Origin of the sequence: Streptococcus shenyangsis, from assembly GCF_006385785.1 — a bacterium.
In the GTDB taxonomy this organism is placed as follows: Bacteria; Bacillota; Bacilli; order Lactobacillales; family Streptococcaceae; genus Streptococcus; species Streptococcus shenyangsis.
In genome coordinates this window covers 79,479-100,688 of sequence record NZ_VFSH01000003.1, presented here as the reverse complement: position 1 = coordinate 100,688, position 21,210 = coordinate 79,479, and the positions used below count along the sequence as shown (strand labels likewise).

Genomic DNA, 21,210 nt, shown 5'->3' with positions numbered 1-21,210 from the left:
ATACTGTCTAAACTCTGATTTTAAACGATTATTACAAGCTTTCTAGCCAAGCTTCATCTCGAACTTCGATACCAAGTTCTTGTGCTTTTTGCAGTTTACTTCCAGCATCTGCTCCTGCCACAACAAGGTCTGTCTTTTTAGAAACACTGCCTGTTACTTTTGCACCCAGACTTTCGAGTTTGCTTTTAGCTTCTGAGCGCTTGAGCCGTTCCAATTTTCCTGTCAATACAACGGTCAAACCTGACAAGGCCGCATCTGCTACAACAGTCTGTCCTTTATAGTCCAGATTGACCCCAGCTTCTTTCAATTCTCTGAGGAGAATTTCAGAGCCTTCTGTCGCAAAATAAGTCTGGAGACTCTTGGCAATCACACAACCCAGACTCTCAATACTAGCCACTTCCTCTGGAGCTGCCTGAGCTAGATTTTCGATTGAATGAAAATGTTGGAGTAAGAGCTGACTAGCCTTGCTTCCGACATGGCGAATTCCCAAACCAAACAATAGTTTCTCAGCTGAATTTTCCTTAGATGCTTGAATGGCTTGATACAGTTTAGCAGCAGACTTTTCCTTAACACCCTCTAAAAGGAGGAAATCGTCTTCTTTCAAGCGGTAAATATCCGCCACATCCTTAACTAAATTGGCAGCAAAGAGTTTCTCAACTACTGATGGACCAAGGCCTGTAATATTCATGGCATCTCGAGAGGCAAAGTGGATCAAACCTTCCATGATTTGAGCAGGGCAACGCGGATTGATACAACGAAGGGCCACTTCATATTCAAAGTGCAACAAGTCAGAGTCACAACTTGGGCAGTTTGTAGGGATATCTAGTTTTTCTTCAGAAACCCGTTTGGACTCTACGACACGTAAAACGGCAGGGATGATGTCCCCAGCCTTATAGACGATAACCGTGTCGTCTTTGCGGATATCTTTTTCAGCAATATAATCCACATTATGCAGGGTCGCACGACTAACAGTTGTTCCAGCAAGCTGAACAGGGGTCAGATTAGCAGTTGGAGTCACAACACCGGTACGGCCAACTGTCCAATCAACTGATAAGAGTTGAGCTTCTTTTTCCTCAGCAGGAAACTTGTAGGCTACTGCCCACTTTGGTGCCTTAACGGTAAAGCCAAGTTCTTCTTGACCTGCTAGGTCATTGATCTTGATCACCACCCCATCGATATCATAAGACAGATTCTCCCGTTCCTCTCCTACTTCTTGGATAAAATGCCAGATTTCATCTATGTTTTCAGCCAAAATCCGCTTAGGATTGACTACAAAACCGAGCTGTTCTAGGTGCTTCAAAACCTTTTCTTGGCTGTCACGAGTTGAAGGACTGGCTTCTTGATAGAGGAACGTTGCAAGATTGCGCTTGGCAACTACTGCTGTATCCAACTGACGCAAGGTTCCTGCCGCCGCATTACGAGGATTGGCAAATTCAGACTCTCCATTTTCTTGGCGAGCTTGGTTGACCTGGTCAAAAGAAGCGCGTGGCATGTAACATTCCCCACGAACTGTGATATCTAGCTCTTCTGACAAGGTCAAAGGAATGTCCTTAACACGCTTAAGATTTTCTGTGATATTTTCACCAATAGAACCATCTCCACGTGTTGCACCTGCAACTAGAATCCCCTTTTCATAAGTAAGCGAGATAGATAAGCCATCGATTTTCAGTTCACAAATATAGGTCGGATGAGCCACTTCCTTACGAACACGCGCATCAAAAGCATCAAGTTCCTCACGTGAAAAAGCATCCTGCAAACTATAAAGAGGATACTGATGACTGTATTTTTCAAAACCATCTAAAACCTTGCCACCAACACGATGGGTCGGACTATCTGCTAATACTTGATCTGGATAGGCAGTTTCTAACTCAACCAACTCACGGTAAAGGCGATCATACTCACTGTCTGAAACCGAGGGATTATCGCTGGTATAGTACTCAGCCGCATAGCGGTTGAGCAAGGCGACTAACTCATTCATTCTTTTATTCATAAAACCATTTTACCATAAACTAAGCCCTCCTCACAAACGAGAAGGGCGGAAAAAACACTCAGATTAGAATTATTTTTAAAACTCAAACAGACTTATGTCTCTTTTTCAAAACGAGTTCGAACATAAATAAACGATATACAAGACAAGATGATAACACCACTTCCAATTATCAGGAAAGAAGAGATATGTACACTTGGCAAGACTGTCATAAATCCTTTCGCAATAGGCATAAATAGAATAGCTAAGGTAAAAATTGTACTCAGTACTCTCCCAAGAAATTCGCTCTCAACCTTGGTTTGTACTTGAGTAAAAAAGTGAATATTAAAAATCGTCATAAACAATTCACAAACTAAATTTCCAGAAAAGGAAAGCAAATTTGGAAGTGGTAATCCCATCATAAAAACTCCGACACCTGTCAAAGCCAGTAAAATCAAAAGATTATAAACATTAGCTTTAATTTTACTAGCTAGAAGAGCCCCAATGATGGAACCAATAGCCCCCATAGTTAAAATACTTGCATAGGCTCCTTCTGACCCATAAAGCTGATTCGAAAAGGGGAGGAGAAATTCAAAAGCGGCAAAAAAGAAATTAACGCTGGAAGCTACTAGCAAAAGGAAGAAAATTTCTTGCTGATGCCAGATATAGTGTAACCCATCCTTGATATCTACAAAAATATCTCTCCCAGTAAAAGCTTTTTTCTCTTGAACTTTTGCTTCCTCTTTTGGAAGGAAAGCCACTAGAACAAAAGCAATGAAAAAAGTCAGCGAGTCTAGTAATAGCGTCATATGGAGACTTGCAAATTGTAAAACAAGGAAGGAAAGAACAGGAGAACTAACACCTACAACCTGCAAAACTAGTTCTAAGCGAGAGTTATAGATCACAATCTCATCTTTCTCCACCACTTCAGTTATAATAGCTTTATTGGCTGTACGAGAAAATGCAAAGGCAACCGCCTGAACAATATTGGCAACAATCAAAGCCCCAATCATCCAGCTGTCATTTCTTATAAAAGAAATAGCCAGACAAAGAATCCCACAAACAAGGTCTGTCGTCATTAAAATCCTACGACGAGAAAAACGGTCTGAAACGACTCCGCCAAAGGGGTTGATGAGAATAGATGTGACGAGTTCAGAAATCTGATACATTCCTAAAACTGTCTGTCCGATAGTTCCCATGGAAGCCAACCAGACACTATTTCCATAATCATAGAGCATATTCCCTATTTTGTTAACAGCTCCACGGCTAATCAACTGTACTGCATAGCGATTCATATAAAAACTCCTCTCAAATTTTGAAACTATTGTATCAAAACCGAAAGGAGCTTTTTCATTTTTCCCTTATTTGGGAAAATTAATCTTTGACAAATTTTTCGTAGTGTTCCTGATAGTAGGCTACTTGCTCTGGAAGACCTAGTAGGTCAAAAATACGCATGGCCTCTTTCATCTGCTTACAGCCTTCTTTACACTTTCCTTTTTGGTACAAGGAAAAGCCTTTTAGATAATGGAAAATATTACGCTCATACAGCTTGATCCCTTTACCAATAATCTTCTCTGTATAAGTCTCAAAATAGCTTGCATTTTCGAAAGAAAGGTGCTCTAAACAATGCTGGTAACAATTGAGGGCCAAAATCAACACCAATCTCTTATGGCGACCAATCTCTTGGTAAAATTCTTCCCTCTCCATAACTTCTCTACCAATCCGAGTGACATAGTCTACATCGTAGAAACTATAGAGATTCCCGAAAAGAATCAATTCATACATGGTCCATTCTTCTGTTTTGAAGAGATAATCTGCTACCTTATCCAAATCATCCTGCTTCATATCATAAGTCGCATCTCTTTGACAAATCAGACCTTGCATCAAAATCCAGTTCAGCTCAAAATAAAGGGGATTCGTCGAACTCTTAGCCTTTTCAAGTTGTTCTCTTTGAAGCTTTTGAAAACCTGCAATATCATTTGAATAGTAAAGGGGTACAATTTGTCCCATCATGGCAACATGTTCATGATTATGAAAATTCCTTGCCTTATCCATGAAATTTTCGATTGTTACATGAATGTTATCCAAAAGCTCAAAGAAACGTGAGACTGCTAGGTCAGACTCCCCAAGCTCAAAGCGAGATAACTGAGATGTTGAACAGGATTCCCCTGCCGCCTCCTTTAAAGAATAATTTCCACTTGTTCGAAATTCACGAAATACTTTTCCAAGATGTTCCATCTTTACACCTGCTCTGATAATTCTTCCCATTCAAGCATAGCTTCTTCCTGACGATGGCTGATTTTATCCAGTTCAGCCTGCAATTCCATGAGTTTACCTGCATCGTTGGTTTCCAACATTTGTTCAGAAATGGCTTGGCTTTGACTTTCTAACTCTTCAATTTCAGCTTCTAGACTTTCGATTTGTCGCATGAGCTTGCGGACTTCTTTTTGACTTTCTTTCTGAGCTTGATAGTCATTAATTGGACTTGCTTCTTTTGCTTGATTGTTAGTTGAAGCTTCTTCAGCCTGAGTCATTTCTACTTCTGCTTTCTTCTCAACATAGTAGTCGTAATCTCCCAGATAAAGAGTCGAACCATTCTCAGACAATTCCAGTACATGAGTTGCCACACGATTGATAAAGTAACGGTCGTGGCTGACAAAAAGCAAGGTTCCATCAAAGTCAATCAAGGCATTTTCCAACACTTCCTTGCTATCAATATCCAAGTGGTTGGTTGGCTCGTCCAGAATCAAGAAGTTGTTGTTTTCCATAGACAATTTAGCCAAAAGCAGACGAGCTTTCTCGCCACCTGACAGCATGCCCACTGATTTTTTAACATCATCTCCTGAGAAAAGGAAGGCACCAAGACGGTTGCGAATTTCAACTTCTGGTGTCAGTTTGAAATCATTCCAAAGTTCATCAAGTACCGTATTACTTGGTGTCAGCTTGCTTTGCGTCTGGTCATAGTAACCAACCTCAACATTAGCGCCAAAGCGCTTCTCTCCCTTGATAAAAGGAATCTGGTCCACGATAGATTTGATAAAGGTTGATTTCCCAATACCATTTGGACCAACAATAGCGACAGCATTCATCTTACGAAGGTCTAAATTAATCGGTTGTGACAGTACTTCCCCATCATAGCCAATAGCCGCATTTTCAACAGTCAAGACAACATTACCTGACGTTTTTTCCGACTGGAAAGTCATATTGGCTGATTTCTTGCCAGCTTCAGGTTTGTCCAAACGCTCCATTTTTTCCAGTTGTTTACGTCGAGATTGGGCACGTTTGGTCGTTGAAGCACGGACTAGATTACGATTGACAAAGTCTTCCAGAGCAGCGATTTCCTTCTGTTGCTTTTCATAATTTTTTGCCTCAGTAGCTAGCTTCTGCTCCTTCAGCTCGACAAAGCGAGAGTAATTGCCCACATAGCGATCCAAGGAATGCTTGGTCAAATCCAGCGTAATTGTCGCAACCTTGTCCAAGAAATAACGGTCGTGGCTGACGATAATGAGGGCACCGCTATAATTTACCAAGTAATTCTCTAGCCAGGCAATGGTTTCGATATCCAAGTGGTTGGTTGGCTCGTCCAAGACCAAGAGATTTGGCTTTTCAAGAAGCATTTTTGCAAGTGCCAGACGAGTATTTTGCCCACCAGAAAGCTCAGCAATTTTCATCTGCCACATAGATTCATCAAACTTAAATCCATTCAAAATCGCTCGTATATCAGCTTCATAGGTAAAGCCACCTGCTTGGCGAAAATTTTCAGATAAACGGTCGTAATCTGACATCAGTTTATCCAAATCTTCACCAGATTTTTCACCCATCTCCAATTCCATCTGACGAAGTTGTTTCTCCGTCCGACGTAAGTCATCAAAAACATGAAGCATCTCATCGTAGATGGTATTTTCAGACTCAAAACGGCTATCTTGGGCTAGATAAGACAGAGAAATATCTTTTTTCTTATTGATTTCTCCACTAGTTGGCTCCTCTTCTCCAACCAAAATCTTCAAAAGAGTAGACTTACCTGCACCATTTTTTCCAACAAGGGCAATTCGATCTCGTTCATCAACTTGCAGGTTGATATTATCAAAAAGAACCTCTCCTGCAAAAGAACGTTCAATTTTATTAGCTTGTAAAATAATCATACAAGTAGTATAGCATGTTTCCCTAAGGCATTCAAGACTTGATAAACCGGCATATGACACCACTTTTCTGAAAATTATGCTACCGTTTTACTAAAACGCTAAAAAGTGCTATAATGTGAACGGTTAAAACAATTTACAAAAAGGAGAATTTCAATGTCTTACCAAGAAAATTACCAGAAATGGGTTGATTTTGCGGAGCTTCCTGACTACCTTCGTCAAGATTTGGAAAATATGGACGAAAAAACAAAGGAAGATGCCTTCTATACAAATCTTGAATTTGGTACTGCAGGTATGCGTGGTTTGATTGGTGCTGGTACAAACCGCATCAACATCTACGTTGTTCGTCAAGCTACTGAAGGATTGGCTCGTTTGATTGAGTCAAAAGGCGGAAACGAAAAAGAACGTGGTGTCGCAATCGCCTACGATAGCCGTCACTTCTCACCAGAGTTTGCCTTTGAATCTGCGGCAGTTCTTGCTAAACATGGCATCAAATCTTATGTATTTGAAAGCCTTCGTCCAACTCCAGAACTATCATTTGCAGTTCGTCACCTCAACTGTTTCGCAGGTATCATGGTCACAGCCAGCCACAACCCTGCACCATTTAACGGATACAAGGTTTACGGTGAAGATGGTGGACAAATGCCTCCACACGACGCGGACGCTTTGACTACTTATATCCGTGCAATCGAAAATCCATTTGCGGTAGAAGTTGCTGATGTGGAAGCTGAAAAAGCTTCTGGCTTGATTGAAGTTATCGGCGAAGCTGTCGATGTAGAATACCTCAAAGAAGTCAAAGATGTAAACATCAACCCAGCCTTGATTGAAGAATTCGGTAAAGACATGAAAATTGTCTACACACCACTTCATGGTACTGGTGAAATGTTGGCTCGTCGTGCTCTTGCCCAAGCAGGATTTGACTCTGTTCAAGTCGTTGAAGCGCAAGCAACTGCTGACCCAGACTTCTCAACTGTAAAATCTCCAAACCCAGAAAGCCAAGCAGCCTTTGCACTTGCTGAAGAACTTGGTCGTCAAGTTGGTGCAGATGTTCTTGTCGCAACTGACCCTGATGCTGACCGTGTTGGTGTGGAAGTTCTTCAAAAAGATGGTAGCTACCTCAACCTTTCAGGTAACCAAATCGGTGCTATCATGGCTAAATACATCTTGGAAGCCCACAAAAATGCTGGAACTCTTCCTGAAAATGCAGCCCTATGTAAATCTATCGTATCAACTGACTTGGTAACGAAGATTGCTGAAAGCTACGGCGCAACTATGTTCAACGTCTTGACTGGTTTCAAATTCATCGCTGAAAAAATTCAAGAATTCGAAGAAAAACACAACCACACTTACATGATGGGATTTGAAGAAAGCTTCGGTTACTTGATTAAACCATTCGTACGTGATAAAGATGCTATCCAAGCTGTTCTTGTCGTTGCTGAACTTGCTGCCTACTACCGTTCACGTGGTTTGACCCTTGCTGACGGTATCGAAGAAATCTACAAAGAGTACGGCTACTACGCAGAAAAGACTATCTCTGTTACCCTTTCTGGTGTCGATGGTGCTGAACAAATCAAAGCGATTATGGCTAAATTCCGTAACAATGCTCCAAAAGAATGGAACGCAACAGCTATTACGGTCGTAGAAGACTTCAAGGCTCAAACTGCCACTGCTGCTGACGGAACTGTTACAAACTTAACAACTCCTCCAAGTGATGTGTTGAAATACACACTTGCTGACGGTTCATGGATTGCCGTTCGCCCTTCAGGTACAGAACCAAAAATCAAGTTCTACATTGCAGTTGTAGGTGAAACAAACGAAGAATCACAAGCTAAGATTGCTAACATCGAAGCAGAAATCAATGCTTTTATAAAATAAAGCCCTATAAAAGATGAGACCAACCAATCTCATCTTTTTTTCGTATCAAATCTAAGCAATTTTAGAAACTTTATGGCATACTAGACTTATCAATGAAAGCGAGGTAATCTCATGGAACAATTTTTAGATAATATCAAAGACCTTGAAGTCACTACAGTTGCGCGTGCGCAAGAAGCTCTTGATAAGAAAGAAACTGCAACCTTCTTCATCGGTCGTAAAACTTGCCCTTACTGCCGTAAATTTGCAGGTACATTGTCAGGTGTCGTAGCTGAAACCAAAGCTCACATTTACTTCATCAACAGTGAAGAACCAAGCCAACTCAATGAGTTGCAAGAATTCCGCTCACGCTATGGAATTCCAACTGTACCAGGTTTTGTTCATGTTGCAGATGGACAAATCAATGTCCGTTGCGACTCTTCAATGTCAGCACAAGAAATCAAAGATTTCGCAGGATTGTAAAAGATATAAAAAAGAAGGTTGAGCAAAACCCCACTTCTAACTATCAAAAACGAGCATTTCCGTAGTTGGAGATACTCGTTTTCTTATGTGACTTTCAGTCCGTCTCGCTCTGTTAGGTGCGAGACAAAAAAACCGCCCGCTATGCAGGTACGCGTCGAAGGTTGTACCAAAAAAACTCCAAACACGATACAATAAAGCTCTTCAAGGCAATTGTAAAGCGAAAGAGTCAAAAATATGGCACAAAAGGCTCATAGTTTATCACACACAAAGTGGCACTGTTCTATCACATTATGCTCAACCCTAAGTATAGACGAAAAGTCATCTATAATCAATATAGAAGTAGTTTAGGCGAAATATTTCATCGCTTGTGTAGTTATAAAGGAGTTGAAATTATCGAGGGTCACTTAATGCCAGACCATGTGCATATGTTAGTCAGTATTTCACCAAGGATAAGCGCTTCAAGTTTCATGGAGGATTTAAAAGATTAAAGTGCACTCATGATGTTCGATAAACACGCCAATCTCAAGTACAAGTTTGGGAATCGGCATTTCTGGGCGGAAGGTTATTATATGAGTACGGTGGGACTCAATGAAGCTACAATTAAGAAATATATTCAAGAGTAAAGAAATGATCCAGTGAATGATTTCTTCACGAGTATGACAATTTGAGAACGAGTAAAGCATGATATAGCACTAGATAAATTAACTGTAAAAGAATATGAGGATCCCTTTAGGGATAGTGGTAAGTGACGAGTCAAGAGCAATAAGGTTTGAACAAAGTGAAAGCCAGCGTCTTTAGGCGCTGGCCGGTAATTTGGGCTTATAGCCCTGGGACAAACCATCCGTTAGACGGGTGGTTATGATTTAGAAGCTAGTTTTTGCCGAGCCTCTTTTCGTTAAAAGTAAATGAAAACCGACAACCATTGCCCATCTGTGCTTAGTTTCATCTCTGCACCGAGAAGATGACATAATTCCTCAGTGATATAAAGGCCTAAACCAGAGGATTCTTCCGTATCAGATAGATTTTCAGAATAAAAACGGTTGCTGAGATTTTCTATTCTTTTGATGGGCTGTTTGACAAGGTTTGCAATCTCTAAGACAAGCTGTTCCTTTTCCTTTCTCAAAGATAGGCGTGCTTCTTCCTTGCCATGTTTGAGGACATTTCCAAGCAAATTTTGTAAAATTCGATCCAGCAAGTCTTCATCAGTCCTCATTTTCAAACCAGCTTCAACCTTAAAATCAAGAGTGATATTTGCCGCCTGAAAAACATCATAATAAGCCAGAGTCTTCTTGGTAATAAAAGTTGAAAAATCCACTTCTTCCAGTTTCGGTTTGACAGCTCCTTCCATCAAACGACGATATTCTAGGAGAGCCTCCAAACGTTTGGAAACTAAATCAAGATGCTGGGCTATTTTTTGTAGGGTTTCTGCTTTGTTTTCAGGAGTTTTTATCAATTGTTGGGTGTAGCCTGAAGCGATAGTCAGAGGTGTCCGAATATCATGAGCGATATTGCTGATGGCCATATCCAGAGTCTGCTTTTCCCTTTTCATAACCAATCGAGACTGCTCTACTTCCTGAAATAGATTCTCAATCTGCTGGTAGAGATGTAAAAAATGTTTGGAAAAAATACTGATTCCGACTCTTTTCATACTACCCGTGAGAATCTTGTCTTCAATCTGTTGACTCAAGTTTTTAAGTGCTAGATGGTAGCGAATCAATGCAATCGATAAAATAATTAAGAGTACCAGTAGGATAAAGATTATCATGTAGGTCATTGCTTGTCTCCTTTTAATCTTACCCCAACTCCCCAGATGGTTTCAATATATTCTTGATTTGGGTCAAGCTGGTTTAATTTTTTACGAAGATTACTCAAATGCGTATTGAGGGTATTATCTCCGGGTAGATAGCTATCCTCCCAGACCAATTCATAAAGTTCTTCCTTGGTGAAAATTTTCTTAGGGTATTTAAGGAGAGTTTGGAGAATTAAGCATTCTTTCTTGGCAAGGCGAATCATTTCCTGACTATTTTTGATTTCAAAACTTTCTGAATCAAACTGGATATTTTTCAAGTTTTGTGACAAATTTTCAGTTTTTCCTATTTCCATAGGCTGTTTTTCTGCACTTTGGCGTAATTGAACAGTAACTCTAGCAAAGACTTCATCCAAATCAAAAGGTTTGACTATGTAATCATTGGCACCGTCTAAGAGATATTGACTGATTAACTTTTTATCACTCAGAGCCGTTAGCATAATGACTGGAATTTGACTTTGTTCCCTGATGGCTTTTAAAACCTGATCCCCATTTTTCCCAGGAAGCATGATATCTAGCAAAACAAGATCAATCCCACCTTGGTCAAAACGCATGATTCCTTCTGTACCAGAAAAGGCTTGAATTACCTCATGCTCCTCAGTAAGAAGTGTTCGCAAAATCTCTTGAATGTCACTATTGTCTTCAATAACCAATATCCTAGCCATAAATACCAACCTTTCTGCAACTATTATAGCATGTTTTATTGATAAAACTTAAACAGAAAAGCTCCTCGCATAAAAGCGCGAGAGAGCCTTAGAGGGTTAAAATATAAAATACATTTACTAGATAACATTGTATCCTTATAGTTGCTAGTGAAAACGAGTCTAGCAGAATGAATCTCTCATTTCTCTCCTACTAGTCCGTAATGCGTTGATACATTTCGGGTCTTCTATCTCGAAACAAGCCCCAGTTTAGGCGTTCGCTTGCTCCCTTATCAAGGTCATAAGTAGCTAACAGAACAGCTTCAGCTTGTCTTTCAGCTCGTTCTAGAATAGCTCCTGTTTCATCCGTCATAAAGGAGGAACCGTAGAAGTCAAGATTGGAACTCTGTCCGCCATTTTCCTCACTTGGAGTGACTTCTTCCAAGCCATAGCGATTGGCTGCAATAACTGGGACAATATTTGCTGCTGCGTGCCCTTGCATGGTACGTTGCCAATGATCACAACTATCTGTATCCAAAATTGGCTCTGAACCGATAGCTGTAGGATAAAAGAGCAATTCAGCACCATTTAACGCAAGACAGCGCGCTGTTTCAGGGAACCATTGATCCCAACAGATACCAATACCAATCTTGGCATAGCGAGTATCCCAGACCTTGAAGCCTGTGTTGCCAGGTGTGAAATAGAATTTCTCTTGATAGTAATGGTCGTCTGGTATGTGAGTCTTCCGATAAACACCTAGCACCTCACCATCTGCATCAATGACAGCAATAGAGTTATACAAGACATTGCCATCTTTTTCATAGAAACTGATTGGTAAAACGACCTTTAACTCCTTGGCAATGGTTTTAAAATGCTGAATGGCAGTATTGTCTGTCACCGACTGGGCATGCTGGTAGTAGTCATACTGACGTTCCTGACAAAAGTATGGACGTTCAAACAACTCGGGTAAGAGAATAATTTGTGCACCTTGTTCTGCAGCCTGACGTACTAAACGCTCTGCGGTTTGGATATTTGTTGCCACATCCTTAGCGCATTGCATCTGAATAGCTGAAACTTTTACATTTCTCATCTTTTTCTCCTATTCTGGGATTTGTTGGGTGATACAGTGGATATTGCCACCACCTAAAAGAATATCTCTGGCTGGAATTCCGACAACTTTACGGTCTGGGAAACACTTACTGAGGATATCTAAGGCTACTTGGTCGTTTACATCATCAAACTGTGGAACCAAGACAGCCTTGTTAGCGATATAGAAATTGACATAGGAAGCAGCAAGCCTTTCACCTGCGTATCGCTCTTCTTCTCCTTCTTCATAGATGTAGCCTGGCAAATCCTCTTCTGTCACAACTTGTCGAACTGCAGGAATAGGCAATTTATGAATGGTGAAGGGACGACCTTTTGCATCTGTCTCTTGCTCTAAGAGTTCGAGATCTGCTTTTGACATGGCGTATTGGGGATCACTTTCGTCGTCCGTCCAAGCCAAAACAAGTTCTGCAGGACCAACAAAGGCAGCAACATTATCAACGTGTTCATTGGTTTCGTCCTGATAAATACCATAAGGAAGCCAAATAACTTTTTCAGCGCCAAGGCACTCTAATAAGGTATTCTCAATTTCCTCTTTAGTCAGGTGAGGATTGCGACCAGGACTAAGCAAGCAACTTTCAGTTACGAGAATGGTTCCTTGTCCATCGCTGTGTATCGCTCCGCCTTCTAGCACAAAAGGTTTGGCATCGTAAACAGGCATTTCCAAGGCCTCAGCAAAACGACTGGCTACTTGGTCATCATCTTCATAGTCTTGATAAAGACCGTCATAGGTGCCACCCCAGGCATTAAAAGCCCAATCTACTGCCAACTTTTCCCTTTTATCATTGAGGAGAATGGTCGGTCCTGTATCTCTAGCCCAGGCATCATTTGTCTGAATATCTAGATAAACGACCTTGTCTCCAAGATAGGATTGGGCTTCAGATAGATAATCTTGCTCCACCAAAAGATAGACTCTTTCCCCTTCTGCTATGGTTTTTATAATCTGGCTAAAAGCTTTTTTAGCTGCCTTACCTTGAAAGGGCCATGAACCTGGTCGAGTCGGCCATATCATGAGGGTACCATGATGGGGTTCGTACTCTGCTGGCATACGATAGCCTAATTTTTTTGGACTGTCCATCATGATAATCTCCCTTTAAAATCTTGATAGCCAAAGGCTTTGACTAAGCTGCAGTCTCCCTGTTCGTCCATGAGATAGAGACTTGGCAATCCAATACCATTAAAAGTATTATTTTTGACAAAAGAATAAATGGCCATGTCTTCGAAATAAAGTCTATCACCGATTTGGACTGGATTTTCAAAACTATAATCACCAATTACATCGCCCGTCAGACAGGTATTAGAAGAAAGTCTGTAGGTATGAGCTTTTTCCTGTGCCTCAAAGCCATTTCTCAAAGGTGGACGATAGGGCATCTCAAGTACATCAGGCATATGGCAAGTCGCAGAGGCATCTAAAACCAAGATTTCCATATCGTTTTCTACAATATCTAATACCTCGGTTGCTAGATAACCTGCATTGAGCGCAATGGCTTCACCCGGCTCGATATAGACTTCAAGATTGTAAGTTTCTCGGATACGCTTTAGTTCTGAAATCAGCAAATCCACATCATAATCTTCTCTTGTGATGTGATGACCACCACCCATGTTGAGCCATTTTACTTCATGTAAATAAGAACCAAACTGCGCTTCTACTGCTTTCAAAGTTGTCTCTAAATCATCTGCTCCCTGCTCACAAAGGGTGTGAAAATGAAGACCATCCACCAAATCTAGTAAATCACTAGGAATCTTGTCTAGAGTGACTCCAAAACGAGAGCCTGGTGCACAAGGGTCATAGAGCGCGTGGTCACCCTGCGTTGAACATTTAGGATTGAGGCGTAGACCGACACTGATACCAGCTTCACGACAACGGGCCCCATGTTTACGCAACTGTCTCTCTGAGTTAAAGACGATATGGTCCGTTATCTCCAGCAATTCCTCCAAGTCTGCATCCTTGAAAGCTGGCGCAAAAACATGGACTTCACCAGGAAATTCTTCCCTTGCCAATTTGGCCTCATAGAGTCCACTGGCTGTCGTACCTGATAGATACTGGCTAATCAAGGGATAGGTTTTGTAGAGGGAATAAGCCTTCTGGGCAAGCAAAACCTTGCAGCCAGCTTCTTCTTGAACATAATTTAGGATACGGCAATTGGCTTCTAACTTGGCCAAGTCAATAACATATGCTGGTGTTGGTACTTGTTCTAACTTCATCAGTCCACCATTTGTGGATTTTCAACCACAACCCAAGGTAAACCATACTCATTTAAAGCTTCCATGAATGGATCTGGATCCAATTCTTCAAGGTTATACACTCCAGCTTGTTTCCAATTACCGTTCATAACCAATTTTGTCCCAATCATGGCTGGAACGCCAGTCGTGTAAGAAATGGCTTGTGAACCAACTTCTGCGTAACATTCTTGATGGTCGCAGACATTGTAGATGTAGATGGTCTTTTCAACGCCATCTTTGACACCTGTAAAGATACAGCCGATATTGGTTTTACCAACGGTGCGTGGGCCAAGGCTGGCAGGATCTGGAAGCAAGGCTTTTAAGAATTGGATTGGAACGATGTCTTGACCATTGAAATTAATAGTATCCGTACGAAGGAGACCAACGTTTTCCAAGCATTTCATGTGGGTTAGATAAGATTGGCCAAAAGTCATAAAGAAACGAATTCGTTTGACTCCAGGAATATTTTTAGCCAGTGATTCAATTTCTTCATGGTGAAGGAGATACATGTCTTTTTGTCCGACCTGAGGGAAATCGTACTCACGCTTGATTGACATAGCTTCCACTTCAACCCACTTACCATCTTCCCAGTAAGAACCTGGCGCAGAAACCTCGCGTAGATTGATTTCTGGGTTAAAGTTTGTTGCAAATGGATAACCGTGGTCACCACCATTACAGTCTAAAATGTCGATATAGTGGATTTCATCAAAATAGTGTTTGAGGGCATAAGCTGAAAAGACACTGGTCACACCTGGGTCGAAACCAGAACCAAGAAGAGCAGTCAAGCCTGCTTCTTTGAATTTCTCTTGATAAGCCCACTGCCATGAGTAGTCAAAGTAAGCTGTAAAACCAAGATCCTTACAACGTTTCTCATAAATAGCACGCCATTCAGGGTCTTCTGTATCCTCGGCTTCGTAGTTAGCTGTATCGATATAGTGAACACCTGTTGCCAAACAAGCATCCATAATTGTTAAATCTTGATATGGTAAAGCTACGTTCAAAACAGCTTCTGGTTTGTAGCTTTCAATCAGGGCAATCACTTCTTCTACCTTGTCAGCGTCAAGGGCAGCTGTCTCAATATTAGTATTTGTTTTGCCTTCTAATTTAGCCTTCAAGTCATCACATTTTGACTTAGTACGGCTAGCAATCATAATTTCTTTAAAAGTTTCGCTATCTTGGCAAATCTTTGAAATAGCAACTTGGGCAACTCCCCCACATCCAATAACTAGTAAACGACTCATTTTTTTCCTTCCTCTTCTTCTAAAATGTCCTCAACATACTTGGGCAACATAAAGGCTCCCACATGTAAGTTTGCAGTGTAGTATTCTGTGAAAAGCTGGCGTTTTTTCCAGCCTTCCTTGTCAAAATCTTTGACAGGGTGGTATTTTTTCGAAGCAAATCCAAACAACCAATAACCAGCAGGGCTAGTTGGGATGTGGGCTTGGTAGACCCGACTGATTGGAAAGGCTTGATTAACCTTACGGTGCATACTTCGGCAAGCCGACTCATCTTCGTCAAAGAAGGGACTCCCATGCTGGTAAATCATGATGCCGTCTTCTTTCAAGGCTCTGTAACTGTTTCCGTAAAATTCCTTGGTAAAGAGCCCTTCCGTATGTCCAAAGGGATCTGTCGCATCGTTGATGATAATATCGTAATCATCTTCGCAGTTTCGCAAAAAGCGTAGCCCATTTTGGTAGTAAATGGTAACACGAGGATCATCTAGCCCTGCGGCAAAATCTGGGAAATACTCACGACAAACCTCAACCAACATCTCATCAGGTTCTACAATATCGATTTGTTCCAGCTCAGGATAGAGTGTTAATACTTGGGCAACACCACCGTCACCACCCCCTATTACCAAGACTTTCTTGGGATTTGGGTGGACAGCCATGGGAACATGAACGGTCATTTCATTGTAGACAAAATCATCAGCATCTGAGAACAAGACGTGCCCATTTAAAATCAAGATCTTTCCAAAAGCTGGCGTATCTAGAACTTCAATATCCTGCCATTCACTTTTACCAGCGTAGAGTTGCTTGGCTGTTCTCAGGGACAATTTGACATCTGGAGTATGAACTTCAGAAAACCATAAATCCATCTAGTTCTCCTTTCTCTTAATGACGTTGATGTGATTGACCTCTGGATCTTCCGTCCCTTGGAGGGAGCAACCACGTTCCTTGGCAAATTGGATATAATCTACAATTTCTCGTGTAATGCGTTCACCAGGAGCCAAGATAGGAATTCCTGGAGGATAGCACATGACAAATTCCCCACAGACATGTCCAACAGATTCGTCTAAAGACAAACTTCTTCTCTCTGAATAGAAGGCTTCCTGAGGAGATAACACCAACTCGGGCTGAATATATTCTCCAGCTATCAAGTCCTTCCCGTCTCGTGAATAGAGTCTCTTGATATCAGCAAGAGCACCAACCAAGCGCTCGATGTCTTGGATACGGTCACCAATCGAAATATAGGCCAAGATATTGCCAATATCACCAAACTCAATCTGAATGTCGTATTCGTCTCGTAGGAGGTCATAAACCTCGATACCTGTTAAGCCAATACCCTGAGTGTAAACTGACAGCTTGGTTACATCAAAATCACATACCGACACACCATCTATTAACTCTTTTGAGTAAGCATAGTAGCCACCGATAGCATTGATTTCACGGCGAGCATACTCTGATAACTCAATGACCTTCTCAAAAGACTCTTTACCTCGAAGAGCCAAGTTGCGACGCGAAATATCCAGACTAGCCATCAACAGGTAAGAAGCAGATGTTGACTGGGTAAGATTGATAATCTGACGTACGTATTCAGGATTCATCTGCTCCCCGATTAAAAGAATCGAACTTTGTGTCAAACTCCCACCAGACTTATGCATGGAGACTGCTGCCATATCAGCACCTGCATCCATAGCAGAAATTGGAAGTTTATCAGTGAAATGCAAATGCGCTCCGTGGGCTTCATCTACTAAAACCAGCATGCCAGCTTTATGAGCCATTTCTGTCAACCCCTTTAGGTCTGAACAGATTCCGTAGTAAGTAGGATTGTTAATCAAAATGGCCTTAGCATCTGGATGGTCCTTTATGGCCTGTGCTACTCGGTCATTTTCAAGACCTAAAGCGATACCAATCTTAGGATCTACACTCATCTCGATATAGATGGGAATGGCACCACATAGAACAAGTGCATTAATAGCAGATTTATGGACATTTCGTGGCAAAATAATCTTATCTCCTGCCTTGCAGGTTGACAAAATCATAGTCTGCACCGATGAAGTTGTTCCACCAATCATGAGAAAAGCATGGCTAGCTCCAAAAGCATCAGCTGCCAGCTCCTCTGCATCTCGAATAATCGAAATAGGATGCCCTAAATTATCCAAAGGTTTCATCGAATTGACATCAATGCCTACACATTTTTCTCCTAACAGTTCGACAAGTTCTGGATTTCCCCGTCCACGCTTGTGACCTGGAACATCAAAGGGAACAATCCTTTTCTTGCGTAACTTCACCAAGGCCTCATAAATAGGGGCTTGGTTTTGATCTAACTCTTTCAAGACATACTCCTTTCAATATTTTTAGGACCTTATGAAAACTAAGGAACTAAAGGTTGACTCATGAAAAAAGAGCAGGTTTTCACCTGCTCTGCAATCTTCTGACGTTTTTATGTTTGTTTCTTTTGAGTATGTCTGTTCCTGATGTTTCCTAACTCTCTAGTAGCAAATATTACGTACTTTATTGATCGTTTCACAAGATGACGTGTGCTTTCACCACACTAAAAATTTATGAATTAGGACAAGTATCCTAACATCAACTTATAAAAGTAGGCTTTTAACCCTATCAATAATGTGGTTTTTCAACCACGCTTCGGCATTCAACCCTGCCTGTCCGTAGGCATTTTTTACTCGGGTTTATATTTGCTAGAAAACATCATCTCATTTTCTAAGCTTTATTACTATAACATGTTTTTAAGAACTTGTAAAGCATTTTTTGATAAAAAATAAAAATATGTTCGTAAACTCTTTGGTTTATGTAAAAAATATCAATAAATCTTTTCTTGTAAACGATTATAAAGTGAACAAAATGTTTATCGTATTTAATTTAAAATTTTTTATGCTATTCTATACTCCTTCCCTTCGGTATTTGATCTATCAGAGAAGATGTCGACATTTTTATATCATTAAAATCGTGCAACTTTTTTCAGATACTTTTAAAAGATTGATTTCATTACCTGTTTCCTTTATACTGGATAAAAAGGAGTATAGTATGTCAGAAACAAATCACGAAATCGATTCAAATTTTGCAGGTCGTTTAAATGTCCTGCGTGCAGGTGTTCTTGGTGCTAATGATGGGATTATTTCCATCGCTGGTGTGGTTATCGGGGTTGCTAGTGCTACGAGCAATATCTGGATTATCTTTTTATCAGGATTTGCAGCTATTTTGGCAGGTGCCTTTTCAATGGCAGGCGGAGAATATGTGTCCGTTTCAACTCAAAAAGATACCGAGGAAGCAGCCGTTGCGCGTGAGCAAGTCTTGCTAGACCAAGATATGGAACTAGCCAAAAAGTCTCTCTATGCTGCCTATATTCAAAATGGCGAGTGTGAAACATCAGCCCAACTTCTCACCAACAAAGCCTTTTTAAATAATCCGCTCAAGGCTTTGGTAGAGGAAAAATATGGGATTGAGTATGAAGAGTTTACAAATCCTTGGCATGCTGCCATTTCTAGTTTTGTTGCCTTTTTCCTTGGTAGCTTACCACCAATGCTTTCAATTACCATTTTCCCAAGTGAATACCGCATCCCTGCTACTGTCCTTATCGTCGGTGTCGCCCTTCTTCTCACTGGTTACACTAGTGCCAAACTTGGAAAAGCTCCAACCAAAACAGCTATGATTCGGAACCTAGCTATTGGCCTCTTGACCATGGGAGTTACCTTCCTGCTCGGACAACTTTTCAGCATTTAAAACACAAGAAATACCTCGATTTTGAAGTCGAGGTATCTTTTTTTACATTTGGACAATCTTGCGATAACTTCTTGAAGTAATCATGAAAATCAGCACATAGGCGATGAGGAAGATAGCGCAGATAGACAAGGTCACAATCAACATCATATTCGTATCTATTACACCAATCACTTTTAAAATCAGACTAAGCATATGGTAGGCAAAGGCTAGATGTATGAAGGCAAAAAGCAAAGGAAGGAAGAAAACAGTTAAAACCTGTTTGTTGATGGTTTGCTTGATTTGCTTTTGATCTAAACCGACTTTCTGCAAGATAATAAAGCGCTCACGGTCTTCATATCCTTCAGAAATTTGTTTGTAGTAGATGACCAGAACGGTTCCGACCATAAAGATAATGGATAGGAAAATACCGATAAAGAAGACACCGCCAAAGAGGGCACTCATTTGAGCACTAGCATCTGCTAGATTGCTACCATACACATAGCTACCTTCCGTGTTTAATTGAGCATTAAACTGATTGAGGTATTTATCATATTCTTCAGCGACCTTGAGTTGTTCTTCTTCGTTGGCATTTACATTCATACCACCGTAAAGCTGATTATAGATAGCCGAATCTGGAAATTGGTCTAAAAATGCTTGTAAATCAGGTACAACAAGGTAATTGTAATCAGTAGTAAAAATATTAAACTGATTTGGTACATGGTTCACAATAAAATCTGTATTAAATTCTTCTTTTACAGAAAATTGATGATCATTTAGAGTTAGAGCTTTCTGTTCTTTAACTCCCTCATTCTTTGCAAAGAGTCCGACCTCATTTCCTGATAGAGACAGTTTTTGGCCAGTCATATTTTCATAATCTTTTTGGTCAAATACCATGAAAACTGTTGTGGGTTGGACACGATTTTGTCCTTTTTCAAAAAGGGTTAACTTGCTACCTTCTTGGTTTGCAACACCAAAGTAAGCGTAACGAAGAACTTCTTTCTCTTTAATCTTATAACCTTTGTCACTTGCAAACTGGCTCAAGAGTTTGTCCAAATCTTCTTTTTCAACATTTTGCCCTGAAACCCCAAAATCATGAGGATTCAGAACTTTTTTAAAGGATTCTGAGGCATTGAAAATACTTGTCGCTGCAGACATGGTTACCAAAACCATTGTTGACAAGATAGCGATAGTTGCTAGCCCAACCGCATTTTTCTTCATACGGAAAATCAAGTTGGACACTGAGATGAGGTTATTAGGTTGGTAATAGTATTTTTTGTTTTTCTTTAAGATTTGGAGGAAAACGGTAATTCCTGCATTAAACAAGAGATAGGTACCAAAGATAACCAGCAAAACAGCTAGGAAGAAAGTTGTTAGGGCTGTGAGAGGATCTTTTACCGTAAGGGCAAGATAATAGCCAATCCCTAAACTAATCGAACCAAGAATCGTTTGGAGAGGAAGGAAGCGACCTTTTTTCTCTCCGCTTGCTTTCTCACGCGAGAGCTGGAGGGCATTCATACGGGCAATTCGAAGGGCATTCAGGAACATGAGGCCTAGGAAAATCAAACCGAAAACAACAAGTACTGCAATGACAACATTCATTTGGAAGGTAGCGACCAGCTCAACCTTCAATTTCATCAGTTTGAGCAAGAAAGCGAAAATTAACTTGTCAAACAAGGCTCCAATACCGATACCCGCTCCAACAGTTAGAATCCCAAATACCACTAACTCCTTAAAGGTCATACTGATTAAATGGCGCTTTTCCAATCCCAACATGCCATAAATTCCCAGTTCCTTGGAACGATTTTTCATGACAAAACTATTGGCATAGAGGACGATAATGGCTGACGCAAGGGTGACGACAACCATACCAAATCCAAGTGTAGCCTGAATGGTTGTTCCTCCACGGATTTCAGCAATCTTGGGATTGAAGGTTAGAGAGTAAAAGAGATAGGTGACGGTGACTGCCAAGAGAACAGCCAGAGCAAAAGGATAGTAGAGTTTGCGGTTTTTAATCAAGTTCGATACCGCTAACTTATTGGTTAATCGAAACATA

Annotated in this window: 16 protein-coding genes and 1 pseudogene; 4 read left to right on the top strand and 13 right to left on the bottom strand. The window is 40.8% G+C overall.

Annotation, left to right across the window (positions count from 1 at the left end; all coding sequences use genetic code 11):
* Positions 1-31 precede the first annotated feature (31 nt).
* From ligA to FJR77_RS03290, 4 genes are all read right to left on the bottom strand, one after another.
* Positions 32-1,990 carry an NAD-dependent DNA ligase LigA gene (gene ligA, locus FJR77_RS03305; RefSeq protein ID WP_140832645.1) on the bottom strand — a complete coding sequence of 653 codons (1,959 nt, stop codon included), beginning with the start codon at positions 1,988-1,990 and terminating at the stop codon, positions 32-34.
* A gap of 92 nt (positions 1,991-2,082) precedes the next feature.
* On the bottom strand, positions 2,083-3,261 hold the full coding sequence (locus FJR77_RS03300; RefSeq protein WP_140832643.1) for an MFS transporter: 1,179 nt from the start codon (positions 3,259-3,261) through the stop codon (positions 2,083-2,085).
* Positions 3,262-3,340: 79 nt separating this feature from the next.
* Positions 3,341-4,204 (bottom strand): Rgg family transcriptional regulator, encoded by an 864-nt coding sequence (locus FJR77_RS03295; RefSeq protein ID WP_140832807.1) that lies wholly within the window; start codon positions 4,202-4,204, stop codon positions 3,341-3,343.
* Between the two features lie 2 nt (positions 4,205-4,206).
* Positions 4,207-6,108 carry an ABC transporter ATP-binding protein gene (locus tag FJR77_RS03290; RefSeq protein ID WP_140860044.1) on the bottom strand — a complete coding sequence of 634 codons (1,902 nt, stop codon included), beginning with the start codon at positions 6,106-6,108 and terminating at the stop codon, positions 4,207-4,209.
* 153 nt (positions 6,109-6,261) lie between these two features.
* On the opposite strand from FJR77_RS03290, the gene FJR77_RS03285 reads away from it, so the two are divergent.
* The 3 genes and pseudogenes from FJR77_RS03285 to tnpA all read left to right on the top strand — a co-directional run bounded on the left by FJR77_RS03285 (position 6,262) and on the right by tnpA (position 9,188).
* A complete protein-coding gene (locus FJR77_RS03285; RefSeq protein WP_140832639.1) occupies positions 6,262-7,980 on the top strand; it encodes a phospho-sugar mutase in 1,719 nt (572 codons plus the stop codon).
* Positions 7,981-8,091: 111 nt separating this feature from the next.
* On the top strand, positions 8,092-8,439 hold the full coding sequence (locus tag FJR77_RS03280; protein ID WP_050220770.1) for a thioredoxin: 348 nt from the start codon (positions 8,092-8,094) through the stop codon (positions 8,437-8,439).
* Between the two features lie 234 nt (positions 8,440-8,673).
* A pseudogene (gene tnpA, locus FJR77_RS03275) lies at positions 8,674-9,188 on the top strand (IS200/IS605 family transposase).
* Positions 9,189-9,334: 146 nt separating this feature from the next.
* On the opposite strand, the gene FJR77_RS03265 reads toward tnpA, so the two are convergent.
* From FJR77_RS03265 to FJR77_RS03230, 8 genes are all read right to left on the bottom strand, one after another.
* Positions 9,335-10,213 carry a sensor histidine kinase gene (locus tag FJR77_RS03265; RefSeq protein WP_140832637.1) on the bottom strand — a complete coding sequence of 293 codons (879 nt, stop codon included), beginning with the start codon at positions 10,211-10,213 and terminating at the stop codon, positions 9,335-9,337.
* Complete coding sequence (locus FJR77_RS03260) at positions 10,210-10,911, bottom strand: response regulator transcription factor (protein WP_140832635.1); 702 nt, start codon at positions 10,909-10,911, stop codon at positions 10,210-10,212. The genes FJR77_RS03265 and FJR77_RS03260 overlap by 4 nt, the downstream gene beginning before the upstream one ends.
* A gap of 190 nt (positions 10,912-11,101) precedes the next feature.
* Positions 11,102-11,977 carry an N-carbamoylputrescine amidase gene (gene aguB, locus FJR77_RS03255; protein ID WP_140832633.1) on the bottom strand — a complete coding sequence of 292 codons (876 nt, stop codon included), beginning with the start codon at positions 11,975-11,977 and terminating at the stop codon, positions 11,102-11,104.
* A gap of 9 nt (positions 11,978-11,986) precedes the next feature.
* Positions 11,987-13,072, bottom strand: a complete 1,086-nt coding sequence (gene aguA, locus FJR77_RS03250) for an agmatine deiminase (RefSeq protein ID WP_140832631.1) — start codon at positions 13,070-13,072, stop codon at positions 11,987-11,989.
* On the bottom strand, positions 13,069-14,196 hold the full coding sequence (nspC, locus tag FJR77_RS03245) for a carboxynorspermidine decarboxylase (RefSeq protein WP_140832629.1): 1,128 nt from the start codon (positions 14,194-14,196) through the stop codon (positions 13,069-13,071). Before nspC ends, aguA begins: the two co-directional genes overlap by 4 nt.
* A complete protein-coding gene (locus tag FJR77_RS03240) occupies positions 14,196-15,455 on the bottom strand; it encodes a saccharopine dehydrogenase family protein (RefSeq protein ID WP_140832627.1) in 1,260 nt (419 codons plus the stop codon). Before FJR77_RS03240 ends, nspC begins: the two co-directional genes overlap by 1 nt.
* Complete coding sequence (speE, locus tag FJR77_RS03235) at positions 15,452-16,312, bottom strand: polyamine aminopropyltransferase (RefSeq protein WP_000366713.1); 861 nt, start codon at positions 16,310-16,312, stop codon at positions 15,452-15,454. The genes FJR77_RS03240 and speE overlap by 4 nt, the downstream gene beginning before the upstream one ends.
* Complete coding sequence (locus FJR77_RS03230; RefSeq protein WP_140832625.1) at positions 16,313-17,773, bottom strand: aminotransferase class I/II-fold pyridoxal phosphate-dependent enzyme; 1,461 nt, start codon at positions 17,771-17,773, stop codon at positions 16,313-16,315.
* 709 nt (positions 17,774-18,482) lie between these two features.
* On the opposite strand from FJR77_RS03230, the gene FJR77_RS03225 reads away from it, so the two are divergent.
* Entirely contained in the window at positions 18,483-19,178 is a 696-nt protein-coding gene (locus FJR77_RS03225) for a VIT1/CCC1 transporter family protein (RefSeq protein ID WP_140832623.1), read from the top strand.
* 42 nt (positions 19,179-19,220) lie between these two features.
* Here the strand turns inward: FJR77_RS03225 and FJR77_RS03220 are convergent, their stop codons facing one another.
* Complete coding sequence (locus FJR77_RS03220; RefSeq protein ID WP_140832621.1) at positions 19,221-21,209, bottom strand: ABC transporter permease; 1,989 nt, start codon at positions 21,207-21,209, stop codon at positions 19,221-19,223.
* Between the last annotated feature and the right edge of the window lies 1 nt (position 21,210).

Coding starts and splice junctions, on each gene's coding strand:
- ligA (WP_140832645.1), bottom strand. CDS start 1,990: ATGAATAAAAGAATGAATGAGTTAGTCGCCTTGCTCAACCGCTATGCG.
- FJR77_RS03300 (WP_140832643.1), bottom strand. CDS start 3,261: ATGAATCGCTATGCAGTACAGTTGATTAGCCGTGGAGCTGTTAACAAA.
- FJR77_RS03295 (WP_140832807.1), bottom strand. CDS start 4,204: ATGGAACATCTTGGAAAAGTATTTCGTGAATTTCGAACAAGTGGAAAT.
- FJR77_RS03290 (WP_140860044.1), bottom strand. CDS start 6,108: ATGATTATTTTACAAGCTAATAAAATTGAACGTTCTTTTGCAGGAGAG.
- FJR77_RS03285 (WP_140832639.1), top strand. CDS start 6,262: ATGTCTTACCAAGAAAATTACCAGAAATGGGTTGATTTTGCGGAGCTT.
- FJR77_RS03280 (WP_050220770.1), top strand. CDS start 8,092: ATGGAACAATTTTTAGATAATATCAAAGACCTTGAAGTCACTACAGTT.
- FJR77_RS03265 (WP_140832637.1), bottom strand. CDS start 10,213: ATGACCTACATGATAATCTTTATCCTACTGGTACTCTTAATTATTTTA.
- FJR77_RS03260 (WP_140832635.1), bottom strand. CDS start 10,911: ATGGCTAGGATATTGGTTATTGAAGACAATAGTGACATTCAAGAGATT.
- aguB (WP_140832633.1), bottom strand. CDS start 11,977: ATGAGAAATGTAAAAGTTTCAGCTATTCAGATGCAATGCGCTAAGGAT.
- aguA (WP_140832631.1), bottom strand. CDS start 13,072: ATGATGGACAGTCCAAAAAAATTAGGCTATCGTATGCCAGCAGAGTAC.
- nspC (WP_140832629.1), bottom strand. CDS start 14,196: ATGAAGTTAGAACAAGTACCAACACCAGCATATGTTATTGACTTGGCC.
- FJR77_RS03240 (WP_140832627.1), bottom strand. CDS start 15,455: ATGAGTCGTTTACTAGTTATTGGATGTGGGGGAGTTGCCCAAGTTGCT.
- speE (WP_000366713.1), bottom strand. CDS start 16,312: ATGGATTTATGGTTTTCTGAAGTTCATACTCCAGATGTCAAATTGTCC.
- FJR77_RS03225 (WP_140832623.1), top strand. CDS start 18,483: ATGTCAGAAACAAATCACGAAATCGATTCAAATTTTGCAGGTCGTTTA.
- FJR77_RS03220 (WP_140832621.1), bottom strand. CDS start 21,209: ATGTTTCGATTAACCAATAAGTTAGCGGTATCGAACTTGATTAAAAAC.